Origin of the sequence: Vibrio sp. 10N.286.52.F8, from assembly GCF_041468745.1 — a bacterium.
In the GTDB taxonomy this organism is placed as follows: domain Bacteria; phylum Pseudomonadota; class Gammaproteobacteria; order Enterobacterales; family Vibrionaceae; genus Vibrio; species Vibrio crassostreae_C.
The window spans coordinates 22,448-44,483 of sequence record NZ_JBFRJF010000046.1; the positions used below are offsets into that span (position 1 = coordinate 22,448).

Below are 22,036 nucleotides of genomic sequence, written 5' to 3' on the forward strand. Positions count from 1 at the left end.
GCCTTTTTTATTACCTGCGATTTAACCAATGCTTGCTATACAGATACAAAAGCGCCAACCCGAAGGTTGGCGTTTTTTTGGTGCTATCAACTCAATTAAGCTTTAAGCGCTTTAAATGCGTTGATTAGACCGTTAGTTGAGCTGTCGTGAGACGTTACTTGAGCATCGTCAGCAAGCTCTGGAAGAATTTGGTTTGCTAGTTGCTTACCAAGTTCTACACCCCATTGGTCGAAGCTGAAGATGTTCCAGATAACGCCTTGAACGAAGATCTTGTGCTCGTACATCGCGATTAGGTTACCTAAAGAGCGAGGGTTGATTTGCTTAACAAGAATAGAGTTCGTTGGACGGTTACCTTCAAATACTTTGAAAGGTACAAGCTCAGCCACTTCTTCAGCTGTTTTGCCAGCCGCTAGGAATTCAGCTTCCACTGTCTCTTTTGTCTTACCGAATGCTAGTGCTTCAGTTTGAGCAAAGAAATTAGACATCAACTTCTGGTGGTGATCAGATGCTGGGTTGTGGCTGATAGCAGGAGCAATAAAGTCTGATGGGATCAGCTTAGTGCCTTGGTGAATCAGTTGGTAGAAAGCGTGCTGACCGTTTGTACCTGGTTCACCCCAGATGATAGGACCAGTTTGGTATTCTACTGGATTGCCGTCACGGTCAACAAATTTACCATTCGATTCCATGTTGCCTTGTTGGAAGTAAGCCGCAAAACGGTGCATATATTGATCGTAAGGTAGAATTGCTTCTGACTCAGCGCCGTGGAAGTTGTTATACCAAATACCGATAAGCGCAAGGATTACTGGAATGTTGCTTTCAAACTCAGTTGAAGCAAAGTGGTTATCCATCTCGTGAGCACCTTCTAGTAGCTCAACGAAGTTATCGAAGCCAACAGATAGTGAGATAGAAAGACCGATTGCAGACCATAGTGAGTAACGACCACCAACCCAGTCCCAGAATTCGAACATGTTGTCAGTATCAATACCAAACTCAGCGACCGCAGTTGCGTTAGTTGATAGTGCTGCGAAGTGTTTAGCTACGTGTGCGTTGTCACCCGCTTCAGCCAAGAACCAATCACGTGCAGAGTGCGCGTTAGTCATTGTTTCTTGAGTCGTGAATGTTTTAGATGCCACTAAGAATAGCGTTGTTTCTGGGTTAAGAGGCTTAAGTGTCTCAACGATGTGAGTGCCATCTACGTTAGAAACGAAGTGCATGTTTAGGCGAGTTTTGTATGGCGTTAGTGCTTCAGTCACCATGTATGGACCAAGATCCGAACCGCCGATACCGATGTTTACAACATCAGTGATCTCTTTACCTGTGTAACCTTTCCACTCACCAGAAACGATGCGGTGTGTGAACAGTTCCATTTTTGCTAGTACAGCGTTAACTGCTGGCATTACGTCTTTGCCGTCAACCATTACTGGCTTGTCGCTACGGTTACGTAGAGCAGTGTGAAGTACTGAACGACCTTCAGTCTTGTTGATTGCATCACCACCGAACATTGCTTCGATTGCAGACTTAACTTCAGTCTCGTTCGCAAGAGCAAATAGGTGCTGCATAGTTTCAGCATCGATAAGGTTCTTAGAGTAATCCACTAAGATGTCAGAACCGAAACGAGTAGAAAAGCTCTCGAAACGCTTTGCATCTTGAGCAAACAGCTCTTTCATATCCATATCTTGAGCAGACTCAAAATGTGCCGTTAGAGCTTTCCACGCTTGTGTTTGCGTTGGGTTGATATTTTTCAACATGGTATCTATCCCGATGTTACTGTAGGTTTTATTCTAAACGTCACCTGGGTGATGAATAGAACCCCCGATTAGGCGAAAGTTTATATTTTTCTGTGATGACCAAACCGCGTCACCACTGAAAGATTCTTTGTAATTTTTTTTCACGACGTATTATGCCGCATATGAAGAGCTGTACCTTGAGATAAATCAGGATTAGATTTCCTGACAGAAGAATCGGTACAGACTCTAGCTCTAACATAATTAAATGTGAGCGATACCTGATAAATTCAAGTTCAAAAGATAGCGTTAAACCACTTTTTTTCCAAATACATTATAAAGGATGGCGTATGTGGATTCAGAAGACTATACACCTAAATGCACGAAAGCGTGGATTTCATCTCATTACTGATGAAATTGAACAACAGATACACGATATCAATTCTCTATCTGTTGGTTTATTACATCTTTTTATCCAACATACCTCTGCCAGCCTCACGCTAAACGAGAACGCTGATCCTACCGTCCGTACCGATATGGAGTCGCACTTTAATAAGTTTGTCCCAGAGCGAGCGCCCTACTACAGACACACCTATGAAGGTGATGATGACATGCCTGCCCACATTAAAGCATCGACACTTGGCACCAGTGTGACAATACCAATTAGCAATGGTCGTTTAGCTTTAGGAACATGGCAGGGTATTTACTTAGGAGAGCACCGAGATTGTGGTGGAAGCCGAACTGTGATTGCTACGATGCAAGGTGAGTAGACTGCTTGAAAACAAGATCTCCTTAATAAAAACAATATCTTGTTAATAAAAAAGAGTGGTGTGTTTCCACGACCACTCTTATAAAAATAGTATTTGGCCTACTGTAGGCCGAAAGGTTTAGAAGGGCTGGTTTATCATAACCCTAAAGGCCCCTTCGTCACCACCTCGCGCAAACTCAGCACGTACAACAATACCTTCCACTTGGAAACGCACCGCGCCACCTAAGCTCCATTTCATGTCCGAGTGCAGTGTTTTGATGTCGTACTCATCGGCAACGCGCCCTACTTCAGCAAACGCTACCCATTGCCACCAAGGCAAATCGTAGTAGTTTATCAGTGGGATATCGCCAAGTGGTTGCCAGTCAGGAAGTACTCGGTACTCAGCAGAATAATGAACTGCAGAGCGACCGTGATAACGACCTCCGGTATAACCTCGTAAACGATACAAGCCACCCAATCGAGCTTGCTCCGTTTCTGGTGGGCGAGCACAATCTTGCCCAGAGCAGTTATCCCACGTTGGCGTGTCAGCGGTATAGAAATCAAATGCTAAAACTTGTTGATCGAATAAGTCCCCTAAAGGACCTAAAGCAAAGTACTGGCTATTTTGGAAGGTCCACTTAAGCCACAAGTCATCGTTAGACCAACTCTCTGCGCCAGTGGTGAACTCAAGGTTAGTGTGAGAACCTCTGGTCGGGTTGCGTGTGCTATCACGGTTATCCCAATCAAACGCCAAACTAAAGCCTGTTGCCTCCTCGGTATTATTTAAACCTTCCAACTCACGAGCAGTATAAAAAGGCGTAAATAGAATCGAACTGACACCCGATTCGATTGGCGAAGCAAAGCTCACATCTTTGATTGGCTGAAAAGCACCGAGTAAACCGTGTTCTGCAACGTTGCCCCAAGGTAGCAAATACTTAAACTCAAACTGATAGTTTTGCTCTAAGCCATCAGCAATGGTTTTGTCATCGATAGATGAATCATTATCGCCTTGAGAACCAATGTAATACGGGTTGTCGTTGAAGCGCGCTTGATACATCTGAGTGCTAAACAATACGTTCTCAGACAAGGCATAGTTAAAAGCCGATAGAAAACCGACGTAACTGTCTTTGTCTGAATAGAGTGCCATACCAAACAGAGCGGCTTGAGGTTGCCAAACACCCTTTGCGACACCCGCAACCCCAAAGGTGTTACCCATGGTTTCGGTGCTGAAGTAGAAAGGGACAAAAGCTGAATCTTTTTCTTCACTCGCAGCGGAAGAAGAAAAGCTGACACCGAGTAATGTCATTGCAGACATTAGCCAGTTTCGAGTCGTTCGCTTGAACATAATTTACTTATCAAGATCCATGATTACTTCACATATTCCATCGCAACACGCGAAGTCAGCTTAGTGACTAACTCGTAAGCGATAGTGCCGATATGTTCAGCCACTTCTTCTGAAGGTAAATCTTTACCCCACAGAGTCGCTTCATCACCCACTTTATCTGCCGCATCAGGGCCTAGATCAACCGTTAGCATGTCCATTGACACACGTCCTGCGATCGGTACTTTTCGACCGTTAACGAACACTGGAGTACCGTTAGGTGCAGTACGAGGATAACCATCACCGTAACCAATCGCGATAACACCAACCTTGGTATCACGTTCACTGGTCCAGTTTCCGCCATAACCCACACTTTCACCGGCTTTCACATCGCGAACGGCAATTAGGTGTGAGGTCAGGGTCATCACAGGCAAAAATCCAAGCTCTTGCGCTGATTTATCAACAAACGGAGAGACACCGTAAGATATGATTCCCGGACGAACCCAATCAAGGTGGCTGTCTGGCCAAGCGAGTAAACCCGCAGAGGCAGCAAGTGAACGCTCCCCTTCACAACCTTCAGTAAGCGACAAGAAAAGCTCTGTCTGTTCAACGGTGGTTGCTCTATCCAGTTCATCAGCACAACCGAAGTGGCTCATGTAACGTAGAGGTTTGGCAACATTCGCACATTGATGCAAACGCTCAACAAAGTTTTGGTATTGCTCAGGGCGAACACCTAATCGGTGCATACCACTGTCGACTTTTAGCCATACCACAACGGGTGTTTCCAAATCCGCATTCTCTAGCGCGCTTAATTGCTCTTCACAATGCACCACCGTTTGAATGTTATTGGTCACCAAGATTGGCAAATCGCCCGAAGAGTAAAATCCTTCCAGCAACAAAATAGGTTTAACAATGCCACCAGCACGAAGTTGTAACGCTTCTTCAATACGCGCCACACCAAAAGCATCAGAGCTTTTTGAATGCTTGGCTATATGCAGTAAGCCGTGTCCGTAGCCATTGGCTTTCACAACAGACATGACCTTGCACTGAGGAGCCTTCGACTTTATCTGGTTCAGGTTATGTTCGAGCGCGTTTAAGTCAATGCTCGCCGTCGCCGCTTTCATGTAAGTCATTAGCGATTACTCATCATCAAATGCAGGGCCTGCATAGTTATCAAATCGGGAGTGTTGGCCTTGGAACGTAAGACGAACCGAACCGATCGGACCGTTACGTTGCTTACCAAGGATGATCTCAGCAATGCCTTTCAAGGAACTATCTGGGTTATAAACCTCATCACGATAGATGAACATGATCAAATCGGCATCTTGCTCAATCGAACCTGATTCACGCAAATCCGAGTTTACTGGGCGCTTATCAGCACGTTGCTCTAGGGAACGGTTAAGCTGAGAAAGTGCCACAACCGGAACGTTGAGCTCTTTTGCTAACGCTTTCAATGAGCGAGAAATCTCGGCGATTTCAAGAGTACGGTTATCAGATAACGAAGGTACACGCATTAATTGAAGGTAATCTATCATGATCATAGAGATACCATCGTGTTCACGAGCGATACGTCGAGCACGAGAACGCACTTCTGTTGGCGTTAGACCCGAGCTGTCATCGATATACATATTCTTCTTATCCATAAGAATACCCATACTCGACGAGATACGAGCCCAATCTTCATCATCTAGCTGACCAGTACGAATCTTGGTTTGGTCTACGCGAGAAAGTGACGCAAGCATACGCATCATCAGCTGTTCGGCTGGCATCTCTAGCGAGAAGATTAAAACCGGTTTGTCTTGCTTCATCGCCGCGTTTTCACACAAGTTCATCGCAAATGTGGTTTTACCCATCGATGGACGAGCAGCAACAATAATTAAGTCAGAGCCTTGTAGACCTGCTGTTTTCTTGTTGAGGTCGTTGAAGCCAGTATCGACACCTGTCACACCATCTTGCGGCGTTTTGTATAGGATCTCGATACGTTCTAGCGTCTTCTCTAGAATGCTATCAACGTTTTGTGGACCTTCGTTTTCACTTGCACGGCCTTCGGCAATCGCGAAGACTTTACTTTCAGCAAGATCAACCAGCTCTTCCGATGTACGACCTTGAGGGTCATAACCAGAATCAGCAATCTCATTCGCGACACCAATCAGGCTACGAACAAGTGCACGTTGCGCTACGATATCCGCATACGCATTGATGTTTGCGGCACTTGGTGTGTTTTTCGCTAAGTCAGCAAGGTAAGCAAAGCCACCCACTTCTTCAAGTTGCTCACGCAGCTCTAAATGTTCAGAGAGTGTAATAAGATCCAGAGGAGAACTTTCTTCAAGGATATCCTTTACCGCTTCAAAGATCAGACGGTGAGGACGGCTATAAAAGTCTTTGGCCACAACCTTTTCGGCAACTGTATCCCAGCGTTCGTTATCTAATAACAAACCGCCAATAACAGATTGCTCAGCTTCTAATGAATGTGGCGGGACCTTGATGGCGTCCACCTGATCGTTGGCTGATTTCTGACTTTTGGTATCCACTATGACTACACTCAATAACTAATAATGATCGTTCATTATACCCAAGAACATCCGTTTGTAATCCGATCCTATGAGTTTGTTTTATTCTTCAGGAAGAATTTACCTATTGCTGACGGAATTAACCAAGGGTAGCATTACGATCCTGCCATTCACTCACTGTATAACTAGAGGTATGCGTGTCCAAATTATTGGCTCTGAGCACTGGTCTTCTAAGCACTGGTCTCCTGAGCGCTCCGATGGCCTTAGCTGATGATGCTAAAGACTCTGTTGATGCAATCCTCGACTCTATAGTAGTTTCAGAACCTACTGCTGAGCCGATCGTCGTTGCACCGACACCTGAAGAAAAAGATATGGATATCGCACCGAGTGATACAAGTGATACAGAACTACCGAGCCCGCTAAAAACGGAAGTCGAATTTGGATATCAGTCGCATACTGGTAACTCTGATTCACGAGCGCTTAACGCACGCCTTAACGGTGAGTACACGGCTGGCCGTCATAGAACCAGTGGTGAATGGAAATACTACAACCTCTACAAAGATGGCGAAGAAGATAAAAGGCAATCGACTTACTCAGCTCAGAGTGACTACAAGTTAAGCCCTAAAACCTACCTTTACGGCAGTTTCAAAGGAGTCGACTCGAGATACAGTGCTTACTTTAAGGACTACACAATTTCGAGTGGTCTGGGTTACCAGTTTTCGAATACCGAAGAGTTTGTGTTGGAAGTCGAAGTGGGACCAGGTTTTCGTTACCAAGAACCGAACCTTGATGAGATTGATGATGATGACATCATCTTCCCAGAGATTGTTGAAGAGGCAATTTTCCGTGGCAACGTGAATACGTCATGGCAGGTGTTGAAGAATTTGCAGCTCAAGGCAGACGTGACGCTTGTCTCTGGTCACAGTAACCTAAAGTTTGATACTGAGTTAGAAGCCATCAACGATATTACTGACAATATCGCGCTGAAGATCGCTCACTCTCGCCAGTACCACGATAAAGTGCCTGAAGGCTTAAGCAAACAAGACTCTGTTCTATCGATCAACTTGCTCTTCCAGTTCTAATCTTAGGCCACCTCTAACCTTGAGAACAACTTGTTCAGCAATAACAGCTTATGGATCACCGTAAGCTTTTTACCTACTGTAGCCCTTCCTTGTACTTTCCTATATTCCAGACATAAAAAAACACCAGCCGAAGCTGGTGTTTAAAACTTTCAAAAGAAAGAATTCGTCTTGGTACTGAAATTACTCAGCTGCAACGATAGCGATTTTCGCAGTAGCAAAAACTTCAGAGTGAAGTTGGATGCTTACTTCGAATTCGCCGATGTTACGTAGAGCGCCTTCAGGTAGGCGTACTTCGCTCTTAGCTACTGCAACACCTGCCGCTGTAATAGCGTCAGCGATGTCACGAGTACCGATAGAACCGAATAGTTTACCTTCGTCACCAGCTTTAGAAGCGATTGTAACGCCTTCTAGAGTGTTAACGCTCTCTGCACGAGCTTCAGCAGCAGCTAGTTGCTCAGCAACTTTAGCTTCTAGTTCAGCACGACGAGTTTCGAACATAGCAACGTTGTCTTTAGTTGCCATAACTGCTTTACCCTGTGGGATAAGGAAGTTACGAGCGTAACCAGATTTAACGTTTACTTGGTCGCCAAGGCCACCTAGGTTACCGATCTTATCAAGTAGAATAACTTGCATTATCTTAGTCCTCTTAAACTATTATTAACTATTACCGATTACTGATGCTTGTCAGTGTACGGTAGTAGAGCTAGGTAACGAGAACGCTTGATAGCGCGAGCTAGTTGACGCTGGTACTTAGCGCTTGTACCAGTGATACGGCTAGGTACGATTTTACCAGCTTCAGTGATGTAGTTTTTAAGAGTTGCTACGTCTTTGTAGTCAATCTCTTGTACGCCTTCTGCAGTGAAACGGCAGAATTTACGACGACGGAAGAAACGAGCCATGGGCTATCTCCTGATCTTAAATTTAGTAAAGCGGTCTTTCACAATTATCGAAATAACTATCAATGACCTAAAACAAGTTGAGAATTTTTTAAGGCGTTAAGCCAAAAAAGAATTACTCAGCAGCTGCTTCTGGTTTAGCTTCTGTACGCTCTTCGCGACGAGGAGCACGCTCTGCACGCTCTTCTTTTTGCTTAAGCATAATAGATTGCTCAGTCACAGCGCCTTTAGTGCGCATGATCATGTTACGTAGAACTGCATCGTTGAAACGGAAAGCAGTTTCTAGCTCGTCAATCACTTCTTGACCAGCTTCAACGTTCATAAGAACGTAGTGAGCTTTGTGAAGCTTGTTGATTGGGTAAGCCATTTGACGACGACCCCAGTCTTCTAGACGGTGGATAGTACCGCCAGCTTCAGTGATAGAACCAGTGTAACGCTCGATCATGCCAGCAACTTGCTCGCTTTGATCAGGGTGAACCATGAATACGATTTCGTAATGACGCATTTGGTTGCTCCTTACGGATTATTAGCTTCCACGAGTGGCCCGGTCGTCCAGAGGAAGCAAGGAACTAAAGATAAATGACCGAGTTTTAAGGACGGCAAATGTTATAGAAAGAACCCGGTATTGGCAAGCGCTATTTGGTGAATAATGAAACAGTTTTTCTGTCGCCATCTAGCCATCCGACAAACCGATGGATTTTGCTATAACAGCCTAAAAAGAAACGCCCACCAGCAAGTGGTGAGCGCTAATAAATTCATAGACTTAAAGCAGCGTTAACGCATTACTGAGCTAAACGCTGTCTTACCGCTTCGAACAGGCAAATACCCGACGCCACAGAAACATTTAAGCTCGATACGCTACCTGCCATTGGAATCTTAATCAGATCATCGCAAGTTTCACGAGTTAAACGACGCATACCGTCACCTTCTGCACCCATAACTACCGCAAGAGGACCCGTTAGCTTCGCTTGATAGATATCATGCGTTGCTTCACCTGCCGTACCCACAAACCATACGCCCTGCTCTTGCAGTGCACGCATTGTGCGAGCTAGGTTGGTTACGCGCACGAGAGGAACCGTTTCAGCTGCGCCACATGCAACCTTGCTTACCGTTGCTGTTAACGGCGAAGAGCGATCTTTAGGTACGATAACAGCAGCGACACCTGCGGCATCCGCGTTACGTAGACAAGCGCCTAGGTTATGAGGGTCTGTTACGCCGTCTAGAACTAACAGCAAAGGCTGTTCGTGCTGCGCTAGGATATCGTCTAGGTGAGTTTCATTAAGCTGCTTAGCAGGCTTCACCTTAGCAATAAGACCTTGGTGATTCGCACCTTGTGCTTTTTCATCCAACGGCTTACGACCCATCTGTTGAATCGACACACCAAACTGTTGCAGTTGGTTCAGTAATGGAAGAAGACGCTCGTCTTGGCGACCTTTCAATACATACGCTTCGATAAAACGTGCAGGATCTTTTTCTAGTACGGCTTTCACCGCGTGAATACCGTAAATAAATTCGTTACTCATTGTCTCAAGTTACTCTTATTGCTCAGAGAAGAATGACATCAATGCCGATGCATCCCTCTCTGTGTTGTTCATTTCGAGAGTAGCGTCTTACGCCTGATACTCTCGCATTAAATTAAATCAGTTAGGCGCTAAACCTGATTAGCACAGCGCCCTATTAGCCTTAAGATTTATCAGTTTTAAGAGTTATCAGCCTTTGGCTTACGGCTTGCTGCACGCTTTTTCTTAGCGCGAGCTTTAGCAGCACCGGTTTTATTCGCTGGCTTTTTCTTCTTAGCAGGGCCTTCGCTGCTTCCGTCAGGTCGCTTAGTTGGCTCAACCATAGGCTTCGCTGATACACCTGGCTTATTACTCTTCACTGCTGAGCGCTTCTTGCTTTTCGCCTTTTTCATCGCTTCTGCTGCACGCTTCTTGGCTGTTTTGCCTTTGCCACGCGGCTGACGATCAGTGTCTTCTAAGTCAAAGTCGATTTGGCGAGTTTCTAAATTAACCGCAGAAACCTTCACTTTAACCGAATCACCCAAGCGGTAGATATTACCTGAGCTTTCACCCACTAGACGCTGACCAACAGCATCAAATTGGTAGTAATCATTCGCTAGCGCTGAGATGTGTACCAAGCCATCAATGTGCAGTTCAGTTAGACGAACAAAGAAGCCAAAACCAGTCACGTTGGCAATCACACCATCCATCACCTCACCGACATGGTCTTGCATGTATTCACACTTCAACCAGTCGTTTACTTCACGCGTTGCGTCATCAGCACGACGTTCAGTCATTGAACACTGCTCGCCGTAGAAGTCCATATCATCGAAAGTGTAGTGGTAACCACCAGTTGGCGTCCAACGTTCGCTGTTACGACCTTCTTCTTTCGCAATAAGGTACTTAATCGCACGGTGCAATAGCAAATCTGGGTAACGACGAATTGGCGAGGTAAAGTGAGCATAGCGTTTAAGAGCTAAACCAAAGTGACCCGCGTTATCCGCGTTGTATACCGCTTGCTTCATTGAGCGTAGCAGCATAGTTTGGATTAATTCACGATCTTCACGTTCATTAATCTGTTGCATCAGTTGTGCATAGTCTACTGGTGATGGCGACAGACCACCTTCCAGTGTTAAACCTAATTCACTTAAAAAGCTCTTGAAGCCCATTAAGCGCTCTTCGCCCGGAGTTTCGTGAACACGGTACAGAGCAGGCTCTTTCGCTTTCTCTACGTAAGATGCCGATGCGATGTTCGCCAGAATCATACACTCTTCGATGATCTTGTGTGCATCGTTACGAATTACCGGTTCAATACGGTCGATCTTACGATCCGCATTGAAGATAAACTTAGTTTCTACCGTTTCAAATTCAATCGCACCACGTTCGTCACGCGTTTTCTTAAGCACCTTATACATCTTATGAAGCTCTTCAAGATGTGGTACTTCAGGTTCGTAACGCTCACGTAATTCTTCATTGCCATCTAAGATCGCGCCTACTTTGTTATAAGTAAGACGAGCATGAGAATTCATTACCGCTTCGTAGTGCTTGTAGCCTGACAGTTTACCTTTGTCTGAGATAGTCATCTCACACACCATACATAAACGGTCTACCTGAGGGTTCAATGAACACAAACCATTTGAAAGCACTTCTGGCAACATTGGCACGACTTGTGACGGGAAGTATACCGAGTTACCACGGTTAATCGCTTCTTTGTCTAGCGCTGTATCTGGGCGAACGTAGTAACTTACGTCAGCAATCGCTACCCATAGACGCCAGCCGCCGCCTTTCTTCGCTTCACAGTAAACCGCATCATCGAAGTCACGCGCATCTTCACCATCAATGGTAACCAATGGCAGTTTACGCAAGTCTACACGTCCTTCTTTTGCTTCTTCAGGAACATGCTCACCTAGGTTTTCGATTTGCTTATCTACCGCTTCAGGCCACTCTTGTGGGATCTGGTGAGTACGGATCGCAATCTGCGTTTCCATACCCGGCGCCATGTTTTCACCAAGAACTTCGGTTACTTTCCCCATCATGTTACGAGAACGACCACCGCGATCCGTAATTTCAATCACAACCACATTACCCATTCGAGCACCGCCTTTATGCTCAGTAGGGATCTGGATGTCGTGACTAATACGCGAATCATCAGCAACAACGTAAGAATGGCCGTACTCTAGGAAGAAGCGACCAACAAGTGGCGTTTTACGCTCTTCAAGCACACGAACCAAGCGACCTTCACGACGGCCACGCTTACTGTTGTCAGTAGGCTGAACCAATACGTAATCACCGTGCATGATGGTTTTCATCTGATGATGCGGCAGCACGATATCATTGTCTTTACCCACACTGCCGTCTGGGCGAACCCAACCATGACCGTCTTTATGACCAATCACATAGCCTTTGATCAGTTCCATCTTCTCAGGCAATGCGTAGCACTGACGACGAGTAAAGATAAGCTGTCCATCACGCTCCATTGCACGTAAACGACGACGCAGCCCTTCATATTGTTCCTCTCCAGCAAGACCCAAAGCTTCGAATAGATCGTTGCGGTTCATCGGAATATTCGCGTCTGTTAGAAACGAAATAATGAACTCTCGGCTTGGTACTGGGTTATCGTAATTTTTCGACTCTCGGTCGGCAAAAGGATCAACAGTGGTTGTCGCTGTCGTATTTTCTGACGTTGGTGTGTTTTTTGACATAGGCGGGCCTGCTTAAGCAAGGAAGGTATATACCCCTAGTATATCTGATGCTAGGGGTAAGCTACAGATATGCTTTAGAAAACACTCAAATAACCTCAGATTGATACATATCTTCACTTTGTGAAACATCGCTTCATAGACGTGGATTATCATCAAAACTTCAAGCAAACGATAAAACAAACGTTTGCGCCATGAATGAAATACACTATTATCCACGCACTTTACCAACTCCTGTTCTGGGTATGATATGAAACTAAAACGCACTTTATTGGCTTCAGCTATGGCGAGCCTAGCGCTGTTCCCATTCGCAAGTTCGGCAATGGAAAAGGCTGACCTGATGATTACCGATGCGATGGTTCTAACCATGAACCAAGACAAAACGGTTTATGAAAGCGGTACTGTTGTCGTCAAAGACAACAAAATCATTGCGGTTGGTGATGCTTCACTAGAGAAGCAGTACCAAGCTAAGCAAGTGTTAGACGTTGATGGCGATATCGTTATGCCGGGTCTCATCAATACTCATACTCATGTATCAATGACAGTTTTTCGTTCGTTGGCCGATGATGTGCCAGATCGCCTGCACCGTTACATCTTTCCGCTAGAGAAGAAGCTAGTATCGCGAGACATGGTACGCATTGGTGCGAACCTAGGTAACGTTGAAATGGTGAAAGGCGGTGTGACCACTTACGCCGACATGTACTACTTCGAAGATGAAGTCGCAAAAACCGTCGATAAGATCGGTATGCGTGCCATCCTAGGTGAAACGGTGATTAAGTTCCCTGTAGCCGATTCGGCCAACGCCGAAGAAGGCATTAAGTACGCGTTGAACTTCATTGAAGAATACAAAGATCACCCGCGAATCACACCAGCGTTTGCACCGCATGCGCCTTACACCAACACCACAGAGATCCTGCAGAAAATATCTAAGCTCTCCCTAGAGTTAGATGTTCCAGTAATGATTCACCTTGCAGAATCACACCGTGAAGAAGAGAAAATCGCAGAGCGTTCTGATGGATTGTCCCCGGTTCAATACATGGACAGCATTGGCGCACTCAACAAGAACTTGGTGGGTGCACACATGATCCTTGTTGACGATCATGATATCGAACTGGTGAAGAAATCGGATATGGGCGTGGCTCATAACATGAGTGCTAACATCAAGTCAGCAAAAGGCGTATCACCTGCGCTTAAGATGTATGACGAGAACGTGCGTATCGGTTTAGGTACTGATGGCCCAATGTCTGGTAACACACTGAGCACCATTGATGAGTTCAACCAAGTCGCTAAAGTTCACAAGCTAGTTAACAAAGATCGTGCTGCGATGCCGCCGATCAAAGTGATCGACATGGCGACCATGGGCGCAGCAAAAGCGCTGCACATGGAAGATAAGATCGGCTCTCTTGAAGCAGGCAAACTGGCTGACATCATAGTGATCGATACTAAGGCGCCAAACATGGTTCCAGTCTACAACCCATACTCAGCACTGGTGTACTCAGCTAACTCAGGCAATGTTCGTCATTCCATCGTTGATGGCAAGATCATCATGCAAGATCGCGACATGCTAACGGTAGACGAAGATAAGATTCGTCAAGAAGCACTCGATTTCACTAAGGTTGTTCGTGAAACGGTAATTGAGTCTGGTGAGGTAGTTCAATAAACTCACAATCGAATAGCATGACCATCTAAACTTAAAAAGCCCCGCACTAACTAAATTAGACGGGGCTTTTTAAGTCTTGTTTCCTGTAACAATGAGTGCAGGGATCATTACAGGCTTCTTGCTCGGTATTACCAGAACACGTCTCGACGTTTTGCTCGAGCAATAATATTGTCTGGCATTCTCTGTTCCAGACCGCTACGAAGCACAGTGATACGTCTGTGTTGTCTTTGATCTGCGGTTACCGAGTTATACAACCAACGGTAAGCATCTTCATAATCCAATGGGCTACCGTAGTCACGTAACAAGAGTTCCGCTAAGTGAATGCTCGCACTTAAGTTACCCATAGAGGCCGCTTCACGTAGATACGGAATCGCACGCTCTTGATCTTGTTGTACCAAAGTACCACGAGAGTAATAACGACCTAACTGCTCTAATGCAGCGGGTAAACCTTGATGTGCCGCGTTCTCCATATAGTAAAGGCCAAGCTCTACATCTTGTGGAACACACACACCCCAAGCCAACATATCACCGTATAAAAACTCATAAGAAGGCAAGCTAATACGCGTTGCACGAGCAACGATATCTTCAACTAACTGGCACTTATCAGCTTTCACTCGCTCTAGATGTTGATTATTTTCGATTAAATTAATCAGTTCAGCTTCTGTATATATTGGAACGGGCTCTCCCACATCAGCCAAATTAGCATGACTCAAGGGTGAGCTCAGCGCCATTATTAATGAAGCTGCCACAATTCGTAGCTTCATACCTGCACTCTATTATCTGTCGCTAAAGTTATCTATTGAGGAATGCAGAGGATTTCTACACGCACAAAACAGGGTGAACTTCACTTTCCATGATATCTGTATCGGCAATAACCCCGACGGCTTTAGACAAAACTTGCCGCTAATGGGCAATATTTTGCCTGATGACGCTTAAAAGATCACCATCAAAGAGTGAACGGCTAAATTGCAGGTATTAAAAAGCCGACTTAATAAAGTCGGCTTTTAGAAAACTATTTTATTATCAAAGCACTGTTCGTGCCTGGTAATCACTCAGCAGGCATTATGCGCCGTATGGGTGAACCTTGATGATAGTTTCGTTACGATCAGGGCCAGTTGATACGATATCAATTGGAACGCCAGTTAGGTCTTCGATACGCTTGATGTAATCTAGAGCAGCTTGTGGAAGCGCGTCGATAGATTTAGCACCAAATGTGTTTTCAGACCAACCAGGCATTGTTTCGTAGATTGGCGTCGCTTCTTCGAATGACTCAGCAGCCATTGGAGAAACTTCTAGGATAGAACCATCTTTCATCTTGTAACCAGTACAGATTTTTAGTTCTTCTAGGCCATCTAGAACGTCTAGTTTAGTTAGACACATACCAGATAGAGAGTTGATTTGGATTGCACGACGCATAGCAACAGCATCGAACCAACCAGTACGACGTAGACGACCAGTTGTTGCGCCAAACTCGTGACCAACATCGCCGAGGTGTTTACCAACTGGGTCTTGCTTCTCAAGGCCATCGTATAGCTCAGTAGGGAATGGACCTGAACCAACACGAGTACAGTAAGCCTTAGTAATACCAAGGATGTAACCGATGTGACGAGGACCGAAACCAGAACCTGCAGCAACACCACCAGCAGTCGTGTTAGAAGACGTTACGTATGGGTAAGTACCGTGGTCGATATCTAGTAGCGTACCTTGAGCACCTTCGAACATGATCTTGTCGCCGCGCTTACGTGCTGCGTCGAGTTCGTCAGTTACGTCGATAACCATCGCAGTTAACATATCTGCGTAGCTCATCGCTTGCTCAAGAACTTCTTCGTAGCTTACTGTTTCAGCTTTGTAGAAGTGCTCTAGTTGGAAGTTGTGGAATTCCATCACTTCTTTTAGCTTCTCAGCAAATGCTTCTTTATCGAAAAGGTCGCCAACGCGTAGACCGCGACGAGCAACTTTATCTTCGTAAGCAGGACCGATACCACGACCCGTTGTACCGATAGCTTTAGCGCCACGAGCGATTTCACGCGCGTTGTCGATTGCAATGTGGTACGGAAGAATTAGAGGACAAGCTTCAGAGATGAAAAGACGTTCACGTACTGGAATACCGCGATCTTCAAGAGGCTTCATTTCTTTTAGAAGTGCGTCAGGCGATAATACTACACCGTTACCAATAACACATTTAACGTTATTACGTAGGATGCCTGATGGAATTAAGTGAAGAACGGTTTTTTCACCGTCAATTACAAGTGTGTGACCTGCATTGTGACCGCCTTGGTAGCGAACCACGTATTTTGCATCTTCAGTTAAAAGGTCAACGATTTTACCTTTACCTTCATCACCCCATTGGGTGCCTAGAACGACTACGTTATTTCCCATCTTTCCAATTTCTGTTGCTAATTAAAAATGGATTCTAGCACTGAATCACACTTCTTGCAGTCACTTTTTGTTCATAAACGTTAACGCTGTACAAAAATAAACTAGCCATAACTGGGGGCAGATGTGTAAAGATACTGATATCATTGCTTTTTTACAGACAAAAGGCAGAACCATGTCTCAATCAATTTGGCTCGCTATTGGGCTCGTACTCATTGTGGAAGGGCTCGGCCCCTTGATTGCACCCAATGGCTGGAGAAACATGGTCGCGCAACTGAGCGAGCAACCAGACACGCAACTGCGCCGCATTGGAGGCTGTCTTGTGGTGGCTGGAGCGGTTATCGCTTTCATGACCTACCGCTAGGTTTCTATAAGTAGAACGCTGTTAAGCGCCTTCCCTCGCGCCCCAATAGTGAATCCACAAACATGTCTCCTCCTGAAAGAAGTCATAGAAAACAAAAAGGCTCCCACAATGGGAGCCTTTTAAGTTTTAACGTATTTTGCTTATTAAGCTAAGCATTCGCTAACGCATCAGCTTATTTTGCTGGAGCGCCGCTTGCTTGATTCATGTATTGGAAGAAGTCAGTCTTCGGATCCAGTACTAGAATGTCGCTCTTATCGCTAAATGATGTCTCATAAGCTTGCAATGAACGCATGAAGCCGTAGAACTCAGGATCTTTGCTGAACGCATCAGAGTAGATCTTCGCTGCTTCTGCATCCGCATCACCACGAGTGATTCGAGCTGTACGGTCAGCTTCAGCAAGAACTGTTGCCACTTCTAGCTCAGCTTGAGCACGGATAACTTCCGCTTTCTCACGACCTTGAGAACGGTGTCTACGAGCAACCGATTCACGTTCTGCACGCATACGGCGGTAGATAGATTCACTGATTTCGTCAGGAAGGTTAATCTTCTTCATACGAAAATCAACAACTTCAACACCTAAATCAGCCATCGCACTTTCTGCCGTTCCAGACAAAACGTTTTCCATGATCTTATCGCGTTCGCCATCAACTTCTAGTGCTTCTGCAGCCGCTACCGTTGTGACGACTTCGCTATCAGCAGAGTCTGGCAGGATGTCCTTGTTGCGAGGGCCTGACACGATCTGCTTAATTTCACGAGAACCAATTTCAGAACGAAGAACATCTGTCACTTTACGCTCAAGAAGTGCTTCTGCCGTCATGATATTACCGCCACCGGTACTCAGATAGAAACGTCCAAAATCAGCAATACGCCATTTTGCGTAAGTATCAATTAGAACGTCTTTTTTCTCTGATGTTACGAAACGGTCAGAACGGCCATCCATCGTTTGAATACGAGCATCAAGTACTTTTACGCGATCAAACATCGGTAGTTTAAAGTGCAGACCTGGTTCATAGATTCGTGATACGCCGTTGTCATCGAGAACTCGACCAAAACGAATTACCATGCCACGCTCACCTTCTTGAATCACAAACACTGACATCAATAGAAGGGCAATCGTCACAACTAATACAGGGATCATTAATTTACGCATTATTAGTATCTCCCTTGGCGTGAACTGTCTGAACGAGTTTGAGTGCTAGGCTTTGGATCCGCTTGAGTTTCTAACTCAATTTGATCGTAAGTTGATGATGCTTTTGCAGGGCGAGAGCCCGACTGAGAACCACCTTGTGCGCCTAGCTTATCAATTGGTAGGTATAGCAAGTTACCGCTTGATTCAGAATCAATCAGGACTTTCGATGTGCTTGAGTACACTTTTTCCATTGTATCTAGGTACATACGGTTACGTGTTACTTCAGGAGCAGCTTGGTATTCAGGTAGCAGTTTCTCGAATTGAGCAACTTGACCTAGAGCACCATTAACTGTGCGCTCTGAGTAACCCACCGCTTCTTTCTTCAAACGCTCAGCACGACCTGTTGCTTTTGGAAGAATGTCATTTCGGTAAGCTTCAGCTTCACGTTCAAAACGCTCTTCATCCTCACGAGCCGCGATAGCATCATCAAATGCATCTTTCACTTGCTCAGGTGGACGTGCTGACTGGAAGTTCACGTCAACAATCAGAATACCCATGTCGTAGCTATCAATAATACGGTTCAACGTTTCTTGAGTGCTTTGACGAATCTGCTGACGACCACTTGTCAGGATACTATCCATTAGTGAGTCACCAATTACCGCACGAAGCGCAGAATCGGTTGCTTGGCGTAAACTGTCGTCTGCATTCGTTACACGATACAAGTACTTGTATGGGTCAGAAACACGGTATTGAACACCCATTTCAACGGTCACAACGTTTTCATCTTTCGTTAGCATCGTGCCAGCAGCACGTAGAGAACGAATCGCTTGAACGTTTACTAGTTGCTCATCACTGATTTCATCGATGAAGCGTGGGTGCCAGTTAAGACCAGGTTCTTCGATACGGTCGAACTGACCCAGTCGAAGTACTACTGCTCTTTCTGCTTCGCCAACAGTGTAGAAACCAGCGAAGAACCAGATAGCAATAGCAATAACGGCAATGACACCAAAGCCAATTGCACCGCCACCACCAATAGATGGTCCGTTGCCGTTGCCACCTTTTTTACCAAACTTGCCACCTAACTTTTGACTTAGTTTACTAAACACTTCGTCTAGATCTGGCGGTCCTTGATCTCGGCCGCCGCGATTATTTTTATTACCCCAAGGGTCATTATCGCGGCCGTTATTATCGCCGTTGTTGTTATTTCCAGGCTCATTCCACGCCATTAGAAAGCTCCATCATTTGATATGACGTTATACTGTAGCAGTCTCTTTGGTAACGATAAAGTCACCTAAGAGCGCCCCTTCTCTTTTTTCAAGTTTAGACCAATCTATTTGTTGCATTCGGATATCTATCAACAAGTTACCATTTTCATCATACTCTTCCTGTTGAATACATTTCATCTCGAAGAATAAGCTGCGAATGCGACCCTGATGTTGATGTGGAATACACAACCGGAATTGAACCATCTGGCTAGCTAAACGCTCAGTTAAAGCTTCAAACAGTAGCTCAATACCTTCTCCTTCCATTGCAGAAACCCAAACAGCGCGAGGTGCGCCCTCTTCGTCTCTTTCAATTCGAGGTTTTTGGTCTTCCATGCAGTCAATTTTGTTCATGACTACAAGGGTTGGCACTTCATGAGCATCGATTTCTTCTAATACTTCATGAACAGCCTGAATGTTCTCACGAAAACGGTCATCACTGGCATCAACAACATGTAACAAAATGTCAGCTTCCTGCGTCTCTTGTAATGTTGCCTTGAACGCAGCGACCAAGTCGTGTGGTAGATGACGGATAAAACCTACGGTATCTGCGAGAATTGCAGGCCCGACATCTGCCAAATCAATCTTACGTAGTGTTGGGTCTAGGGTTGCAAACAGTTGGTCTGCCGCATAAACACCAGCACTTGTGATGCGATTGAAAAGTGTTGATTTCCCTGCGTTGGTATAACCAACCAAAGAAATTGTTGGGATTTCAGCTCGATTACGAGCACGTCGTCCTTGTTCACGCTGTTTAGCAACTTTCGCTAAACGACGTAGTATTGCCTTTATACGGTCACGCAACAAACGTCGATCGGTTTCCAGTTGAGTTTCACCTGGACCACGAAGACCAATACCACCTTTCTGCCTTTCAAGGTGAGTCCAACCACGAATCAATCGGGTAGAGATATGACGAAGCTGAGCGAGCTCAACTTGTAGCTTACCTTCATGAGTTCGCGCACGTTGTGCAAAAATATCTAAGATCAAACCCGTGCGATCAATCACACGACATTTACACAATTGCTCGAGGTTGCGCTCTTGGGCAGGAGAGAGGGAGTGGTTAAAAATCACAATTTCAGCACCGGTTAGCTGAACAGCTTGTGCGATTTCTAGGGCTTTACCTTCTCCAACGTAGTATTTAGGGAGTGGGGATTGTCGGCTACCAGTAATCACTTGTAGCGTTTCTACCCCCGCTGAGGAGACCAGCATTTCACATTCGCTTAGATCTTCCCATTCTCCCTCTTGCGTGAAGTTGATATGAACAAGTACGGCTCGCTCGCCGGATTCATAACGGTCAAACAAGCAACCAACTCCTTATTACAGCGCAAGCTGTACAAATTGAACGATTAATCTTCAGTCTTCTCTGGACGATCAGATGGCGTGCGTTGCTCGCCGCTGTGGTGACTAACTGCGCGAGCAGGTACCACAGTAGAAATCGCATGCTTGTAAACCATTTGGTTTACTGTGTTCTTCAATAAGATCACGAATTGATCGAAAGACTCGATCTGACCTTGCAGCTTAATGCCGTTAACAAGATAGATAGAGACTGGAATGCGCTCACGACGGAGTGCATTTAGGAATGGGTCTTGTAGCGATTGCCCCTTAGCCATTTTATTTTCCTTATTTGTATTTTGTTGTAATTATTTAGCTAGTGGTGCACAAAAAGGTGCGGCCTTTGCATCTGAGCTAAATGAATAAAAAAACTCCGTTGTTATTGAAAGGCTGTGATTTTTTAAAAGCCTCAATAACGGATCCTTTCCAGAGTATATTCACGCAAAAGCGATCACATTATACACAGCAATACTAATCAGATGCTATTGCATCTGAAAGAGTTTCTAACGCTTGATCAATGTTTTCGCTATCTAACCAAGTTAAATCATCCCAACTGCGCAACCAGGTGATTTGTCGCTTGGCCAACTGACGGGTTGCACAGACACCACGGAAAACCGCTTCGTCTAAATCACAATTACCGTCTAAATAATCCCACATCTGCCTATAACCAACGCATCGGATCGATGGCAGTTCAGGGTGAAGATCTTCTCTGGCGTACAACGCCTTCATTTCATCTTCAAACCCAGCTTCTATCATCTTCTCGAAACGCAGCTCAATGCGGCGATGGAGTTCAGTCCTTTCCTTGGGAGCTATTGCAAATTGTTTTACACGAAATGGCAGGCTATCGCCTTTCGTTTGAGTTAGCTCTGTTAATGTTTTACCCGAAATTCGGTAAACTTCCAATGCCCTTGAAAGCCTTTGTGGATCATTTGGGTGTATTCTTTCAGCGGATACGGGATCTATCTCTCTTAATTGATCGTGCAATGCCTGCCAACCTTGTTCGATAGATTCCGCTTCAATCTGCTTACGAATCTCTTGATCCGCGGCTGGTAATGGCGATAAACCTTCCAACAATGCTTTGTAGTACAGCATTGTGCCACCAACAAGTAACGGGATTTTGCCTTCCGCTACAATCTTATTCATTTCATTGATCGCATCACGACGAAAATCTGCCGCAGAATACGCTTCGCTTGGATCCAAAATATCAATCAAGCGATGAGGCGCGAGCTCAAGCTCTTCCGCATCCGGTTTAGCGGTACCAATATCCATGTCTTTGTAGATCAATGCCGAATCGACGCTGATGATCTCTACAGGGTATTTCTGACGTAAGCGGATAGCTAAATCTGTTTTTCCTGACGCCGTTGGGCCCATTAAAAACAACGCTAAAGGTAATTTTTCAGTCATGATATTTTGTATTTGCTTCTCTGTTTTAGCGCT

At 45.3% G+C, this 22,036-nt stretch carries 20 protein-coding genes; 4 read left to right on the forward strand and 16 right to left on the reverse strand.

Going from position 1 to position 22,036, the window contains the following annotated elements; all coding sequences use genetic code 11:
* Positions 1-95 precede the first annotated feature (95 nt).
* Complete coding sequence (pgi, locus tag AB4133_RS20045; protein WP_017071572.1) at positions 96-1,748, reverse strand: glucose-6-phosphate isomerase; 1,653 nt, start codon at positions 1,746-1,748, stop codon at positions 96-98.
* Positions 1,749-2,074: 326 nt separating this feature from the next.
* Here pgi and AB4133_RS20050 point away from each other — a divergent pair, with 326 nt between their 5' ends.
* Positions 2,075-2,494 (forward strand): secondary thiamine-phosphate synthase enzyme YjbQ, encoded by a 420-nt coding sequence (locus AB4133_RS20050; protein WP_017059938.1) that lies wholly within the window; start codon positions 2,075-2,077, stop codon positions 2,492-2,494.
* Between the two features lie 117 nt (positions 2,495-2,611).
* Here the strand turns inward: AB4133_RS20050 and AB4133_RS20055 are convergent, their stop codons facing one another.
* Genes AB4133_RS20055 through AB4133_RS20065 form a run of 3 tightly spaced genes read right to left on the reverse strand, consistent with a single transcriptional unit; the run spans position 2,612 to position 6,324 of the window.
* Complete coding sequence (locus AB4133_RS20055; protein ID WP_372225541.1) at positions 2,612-3,817, reverse strand: BamA/TamA family outer membrane protein; 1,206 nt, start codon at positions 3,815-3,817, stop codon at positions 2,612-2,614.
* 23 nt (positions 3,818-3,840) lie between these two features.
* Positions 3,841-4,926: an alanine racemase gene (gene alr / locus AB4133_RS20060; protein ID WP_017065624.1), complete on the reverse strand. Its 1,086-nt coding sequence runs from the start codon at positions 4,924-4,926 to the stop codon at positions 3,841-3,843.
* A 6-nt stretch (positions 4,927-4,932) separates the two neighbouring features.
* Positions 4,933-6,324, reverse strand: coding sequence for a replicative DNA helicase (locus AB4133_RS20065; RefSeq protein WP_016767560.1), 1,392 nt, complete (start codon positions 6,322-6,324; stop codon positions 4,933-4,935).
* Between the two features lie 176 nt (positions 6,325-6,500).
* Here AB4133_RS20065 and AB4133_RS20070 point away from each other — a divergent pair, with 176 nt between their 5' ends.
* Positions 6,501-7,385, forward strand: a complete 885-nt coding sequence (locus AB4133_RS20070) for a DUF481 domain-containing protein (RefSeq protein ID WP_017059935.1) — start codon at positions 6,501-6,503, stop codon at positions 7,383-7,385.
* Between the two features lie 180 nt (positions 7,386-7,565).
* Here the strand turns inward: AB4133_RS20070 and rplI are convergent, their stop codons facing one another.
* The 5 genes from rplI to rnr all read right to left on the reverse strand — a co-directional run bounded on the left by rplI (position 7,566) and on the right by rnr (position 12,482).
* Positions 7,566-8,018, reverse strand: coding sequence for a 50S ribosomal protein L9 (gene rplI, locus AB4133_RS20075; protein ID WP_010434182.1), 453 nt, complete (start codon positions 8,016-8,018; stop codon positions 7,566-7,568).
* Between the two features lie 38 nt (positions 8,019-8,056).
* A complete protein-coding gene (rpsR, locus tag AB4133_RS20080) occupies positions 8,057-8,284 on the reverse strand; it encodes a 30S ribosomal protein S18 (protein ID WP_000090472.1) in 228 nt (75 codons plus the stop codon).
* A 112-nt stretch (positions 8,285-8,396) separates the two neighbouring features.
* Complete coding sequence (gene rpsF / locus AB4133_RS20085; RefSeq protein WP_004741278.1) at positions 8,397-8,786, reverse strand: 30S ribosomal protein S6; 390 nt, start codon at positions 8,784-8,786, stop codon at positions 8,397-8,399.
* A gap of 277 nt (positions 8,787-9,063) precedes the next feature.
* Entirely contained in the window at positions 9,064-9,804 is a 741-nt protein-coding gene (rlmB, locus tag AB4133_RS20090; RefSeq protein WP_017063180.1) for a 23S rRNA (guanosine(2251)-2'-O)-methyltransferase RlmB, read from the reverse strand.
* Between the two features lie 176 nt (positions 9,805-9,980).
* On the reverse strand, positions 9,981-12,482 hold the full coding sequence (gene rnr / locus AB4133_RS20095) for a ribonuclease R (RefSeq protein WP_017063179.1): 2,502 nt from the start codon (positions 12,480-12,482) through the stop codon (positions 9,981-9,983).
* Positions 12,483-12,729: 247 nt separating this feature from the next.
* On the opposite strand from rnr, the gene AB4133_RS20100 reads away from it, so the two are divergent.
* On the forward strand, positions 12,730-14,139 hold the full coding sequence (locus tag AB4133_RS20100) for an amidohydrolase (RefSeq protein WP_372225545.1): 1,410 nt from the start codon (positions 12,730-12,732) through the stop codon (positions 14,137-14,139).
* 128 nt (positions 14,140-14,267) lie between these two features.
* On the opposite strand, the gene motX is transcribed toward AB4133_RS20100, so the two are convergent.
* Positions 14,268-14,903 (reverse strand): flagellar protein MotX, encoded by a 636-nt coding sequence (gene motX / locus AB4133_RS20105; protein ID WP_017063177.1) that lies wholly within the window; start codon positions 14,901-14,903, stop codon positions 14,268-14,270.
* 298 nt (positions 14,904-15,201) lie between these two features.
* Complete coding sequence (locus AB4133_RS20110; protein WP_010434108.1) at positions 15,202-16,518, reverse strand: adenylosuccinate synthase; 1,317 nt, start codon at positions 16,516-16,518, stop codon at positions 15,202-15,204.
* Positions 16,519-16,690: 172 nt separating this feature from the next.
* Between AB4133_RS20110 and AB4133_RS20115 the strand changes: the two genes are divergently transcribed.
* Positions 16,691-16,879: a DUF2065 domain-containing protein gene (locus tag AB4133_RS20115; protein ID WP_010434105.1), complete on the forward strand. Its 189-nt coding sequence runs from the start codon at positions 16,691-16,693 to the stop codon at positions 16,877-16,879.
* A 172-nt stretch (positions 16,880-17,051) separates the two neighbouring features.
* On the opposite strand, the gene hflC is transcribed toward AB4133_RS20115, so the two are convergent.
* The 5 genes from hflC to miaA all read right to left on the reverse strand — a co-directional run bounded on the left by hflC (position 17,052) and on the right by miaA (position 22,003).
* Positions 17,052-18,029, reverse strand: a complete 978-nt coding sequence (gene hflC / locus AB4133_RS20120) for a protease modulator HflC (RefSeq protein ID WP_017059930.1) — start codon at positions 18,027-18,029, stop codon at positions 17,052-17,054.
* A 2-nt stretch (positions 18,030-18,031) separates the two neighbouring features.
* The gene (gene hflK / locus AB4133_RS20125; protein ID WP_017067930.1) at positions 18,032-19,234 is read right to left on the reverse strand and encodes an FtsH protease activity modulator HflK; all 1,203 of its coding nucleotides are present in this window, start codon (positions 19,232-19,234) and stop codon (positions 18,032-18,034) included.
* Positions 19,235-19,261: 27 nt separating this feature from the next.
* Positions 19,262-20,569: a ribosome rescue GTPase HflX gene (gene hflX / locus AB4133_RS20130; RefSeq protein WP_017059928.1), complete on the reverse strand. Its 1,308-nt coding sequence runs from the start codon at positions 20,567-20,569 to the stop codon at positions 19,262-19,264.
* Between the two features lie 44 nt (positions 20,570-20,613).
* Positions 20,614-20,877 (reverse strand): RNA chaperone Hfq, encoded by a 264-nt coding sequence (gene hfq, locus AB4133_RS20135; protein WP_017059927.1) that lies wholly within the window; start codon positions 20,875-20,877, stop codon positions 20,614-20,616.
* Between the two features lie 193 nt (positions 20,878-21,070).
* A complete protein-coding gene (gene miaA, locus AB4133_RS20140; RefSeq protein WP_017059926.1) occupies positions 21,071-22,003 on the reverse strand; it encodes a tRNA (adenosine(37)-N6)-dimethylallyltransferase MiaA in 933 nt (310 codons plus the stop codon).
* Positions 22,004-22,036 lie beyond the last annotated feature (33 nt).

What these genes read in the sequence shown, in the direction of transcription:
- AB4133_RS20110 (WP_010434108.1), bottom strand. Translation starts at nt 16,518, where the DNA reads ATGGGAAATAACGTAGTCGTTCTAGGCACCCAATGGGGTGATGAAGGT.
- pgi (WP_017071572.1), bottom strand. Translation starts at nt 1,748, where the DNA reads ATGTTGAAAAATATCAACCCAACGCAAACACAAGCGTGGAAAGCTCTA.
- rplI (WP_010434182.1), bottom strand. Translation starts at nt 8,018, where the DNA reads ATGCAAGTTATTCTACTTGATAAGATCGGTAACCTAGGTGGCCTTGGC.
- motX (WP_017063177.1), bottom strand. Translation starts at nt 14,903, where the DNA reads ATGAAGCTACGAATTGTGGCAGCTTCATTAATAATGGCGCTGAGCTCA.
- alr (WP_017065624.1), bottom strand. Translation starts at nt 4,926, where the DNA reads ATGACTTACATGAAAGCGGCGACGGCGAGCATTGACTTAAACGCGCTC.
- hflC (WP_017059930.1), bottom strand. Translation starts at nt 18,029, where the DNA reads ATGCGTAAATTAATGATCCCTGTATTAGTTGTGACGATTGCCCTTCTA.
- hfq (WP_017059927.1), bottom strand. Translation starts at nt 20,877, where the DNA reads ATGGCTAAGGGGCAATCGCTACAAGACCCATTCCTAAATGCACTCCGT.
- AB4133_RS20100 (WP_372225545.1), top strand. Translation starts at nt 12,730, where the DNA reads ATGAAACTAAAACGCACTTTATTGGCTTCAGCTATGGCGAGCCTAGCG.
- rpsF (WP_004741278.1), bottom strand. Translation starts at nt 8,786, where the DNA reads ATGCGTCATTACGAAATCGTATTCATGGTTCACCCTGATCAAAGCGAG.
- rlmB (WP_017063180.1), bottom strand. Translation starts at nt 9,804, where the DNA reads ATGAGTAACGAATTTATTTACGGTATTCACGCGGTGAAAGCCGTACTA.
- rnr (WP_017063179.1), bottom strand. Translation starts at nt 12,482, where the DNA reads ATGTCAAAAAACACACCAACGTCAGAAAATACGACAGCGACAACCACT.
- rpsR (WP_000090472.1), bottom strand. Translation starts at nt 8,284, where the DNA reads ATGGCTCGTTTCTTCCGTCGTCGTAAATTCTGCCGTTTCACTGCAGAA.
- AB4133_RS20050 (WP_017059938.1), top strand. Translation starts at nt 2,075, where the DNA reads ATGTGGATTCAGAAGACTATACACCTAAATGCACGAAAGCGTGGATTT.
- AB4133_RS20115 (WP_010434105.1), top strand. Translation starts at nt 16,691, where the DNA reads ATGTCTCAATCAATTTGGCTCGCTATTGGGCTCGTACTCATTGTGGAA.
- hflK (WP_017067930.1), bottom strand. Translation starts at nt 19,234, where the DNA reads ATGGCGTGGAATGAGCCTGGAAATAACAACAACGGCGATAATAACGGC.
- AB4133_RS20055 (WP_372225541.1), bottom strand. Translation starts at nt 3,817, where the DNA reads ATGTTCAAGCGAACGACTCGAAACTGGCTAATGTCTGCAATGACATTA.
- miaA (WP_017059926.1), bottom strand. Translation starts at nt 22,003, where the DNA reads ATGACTGAAAAATTACCTTTAGCGTTGTTTTTAATGGGCCCAACGGCG.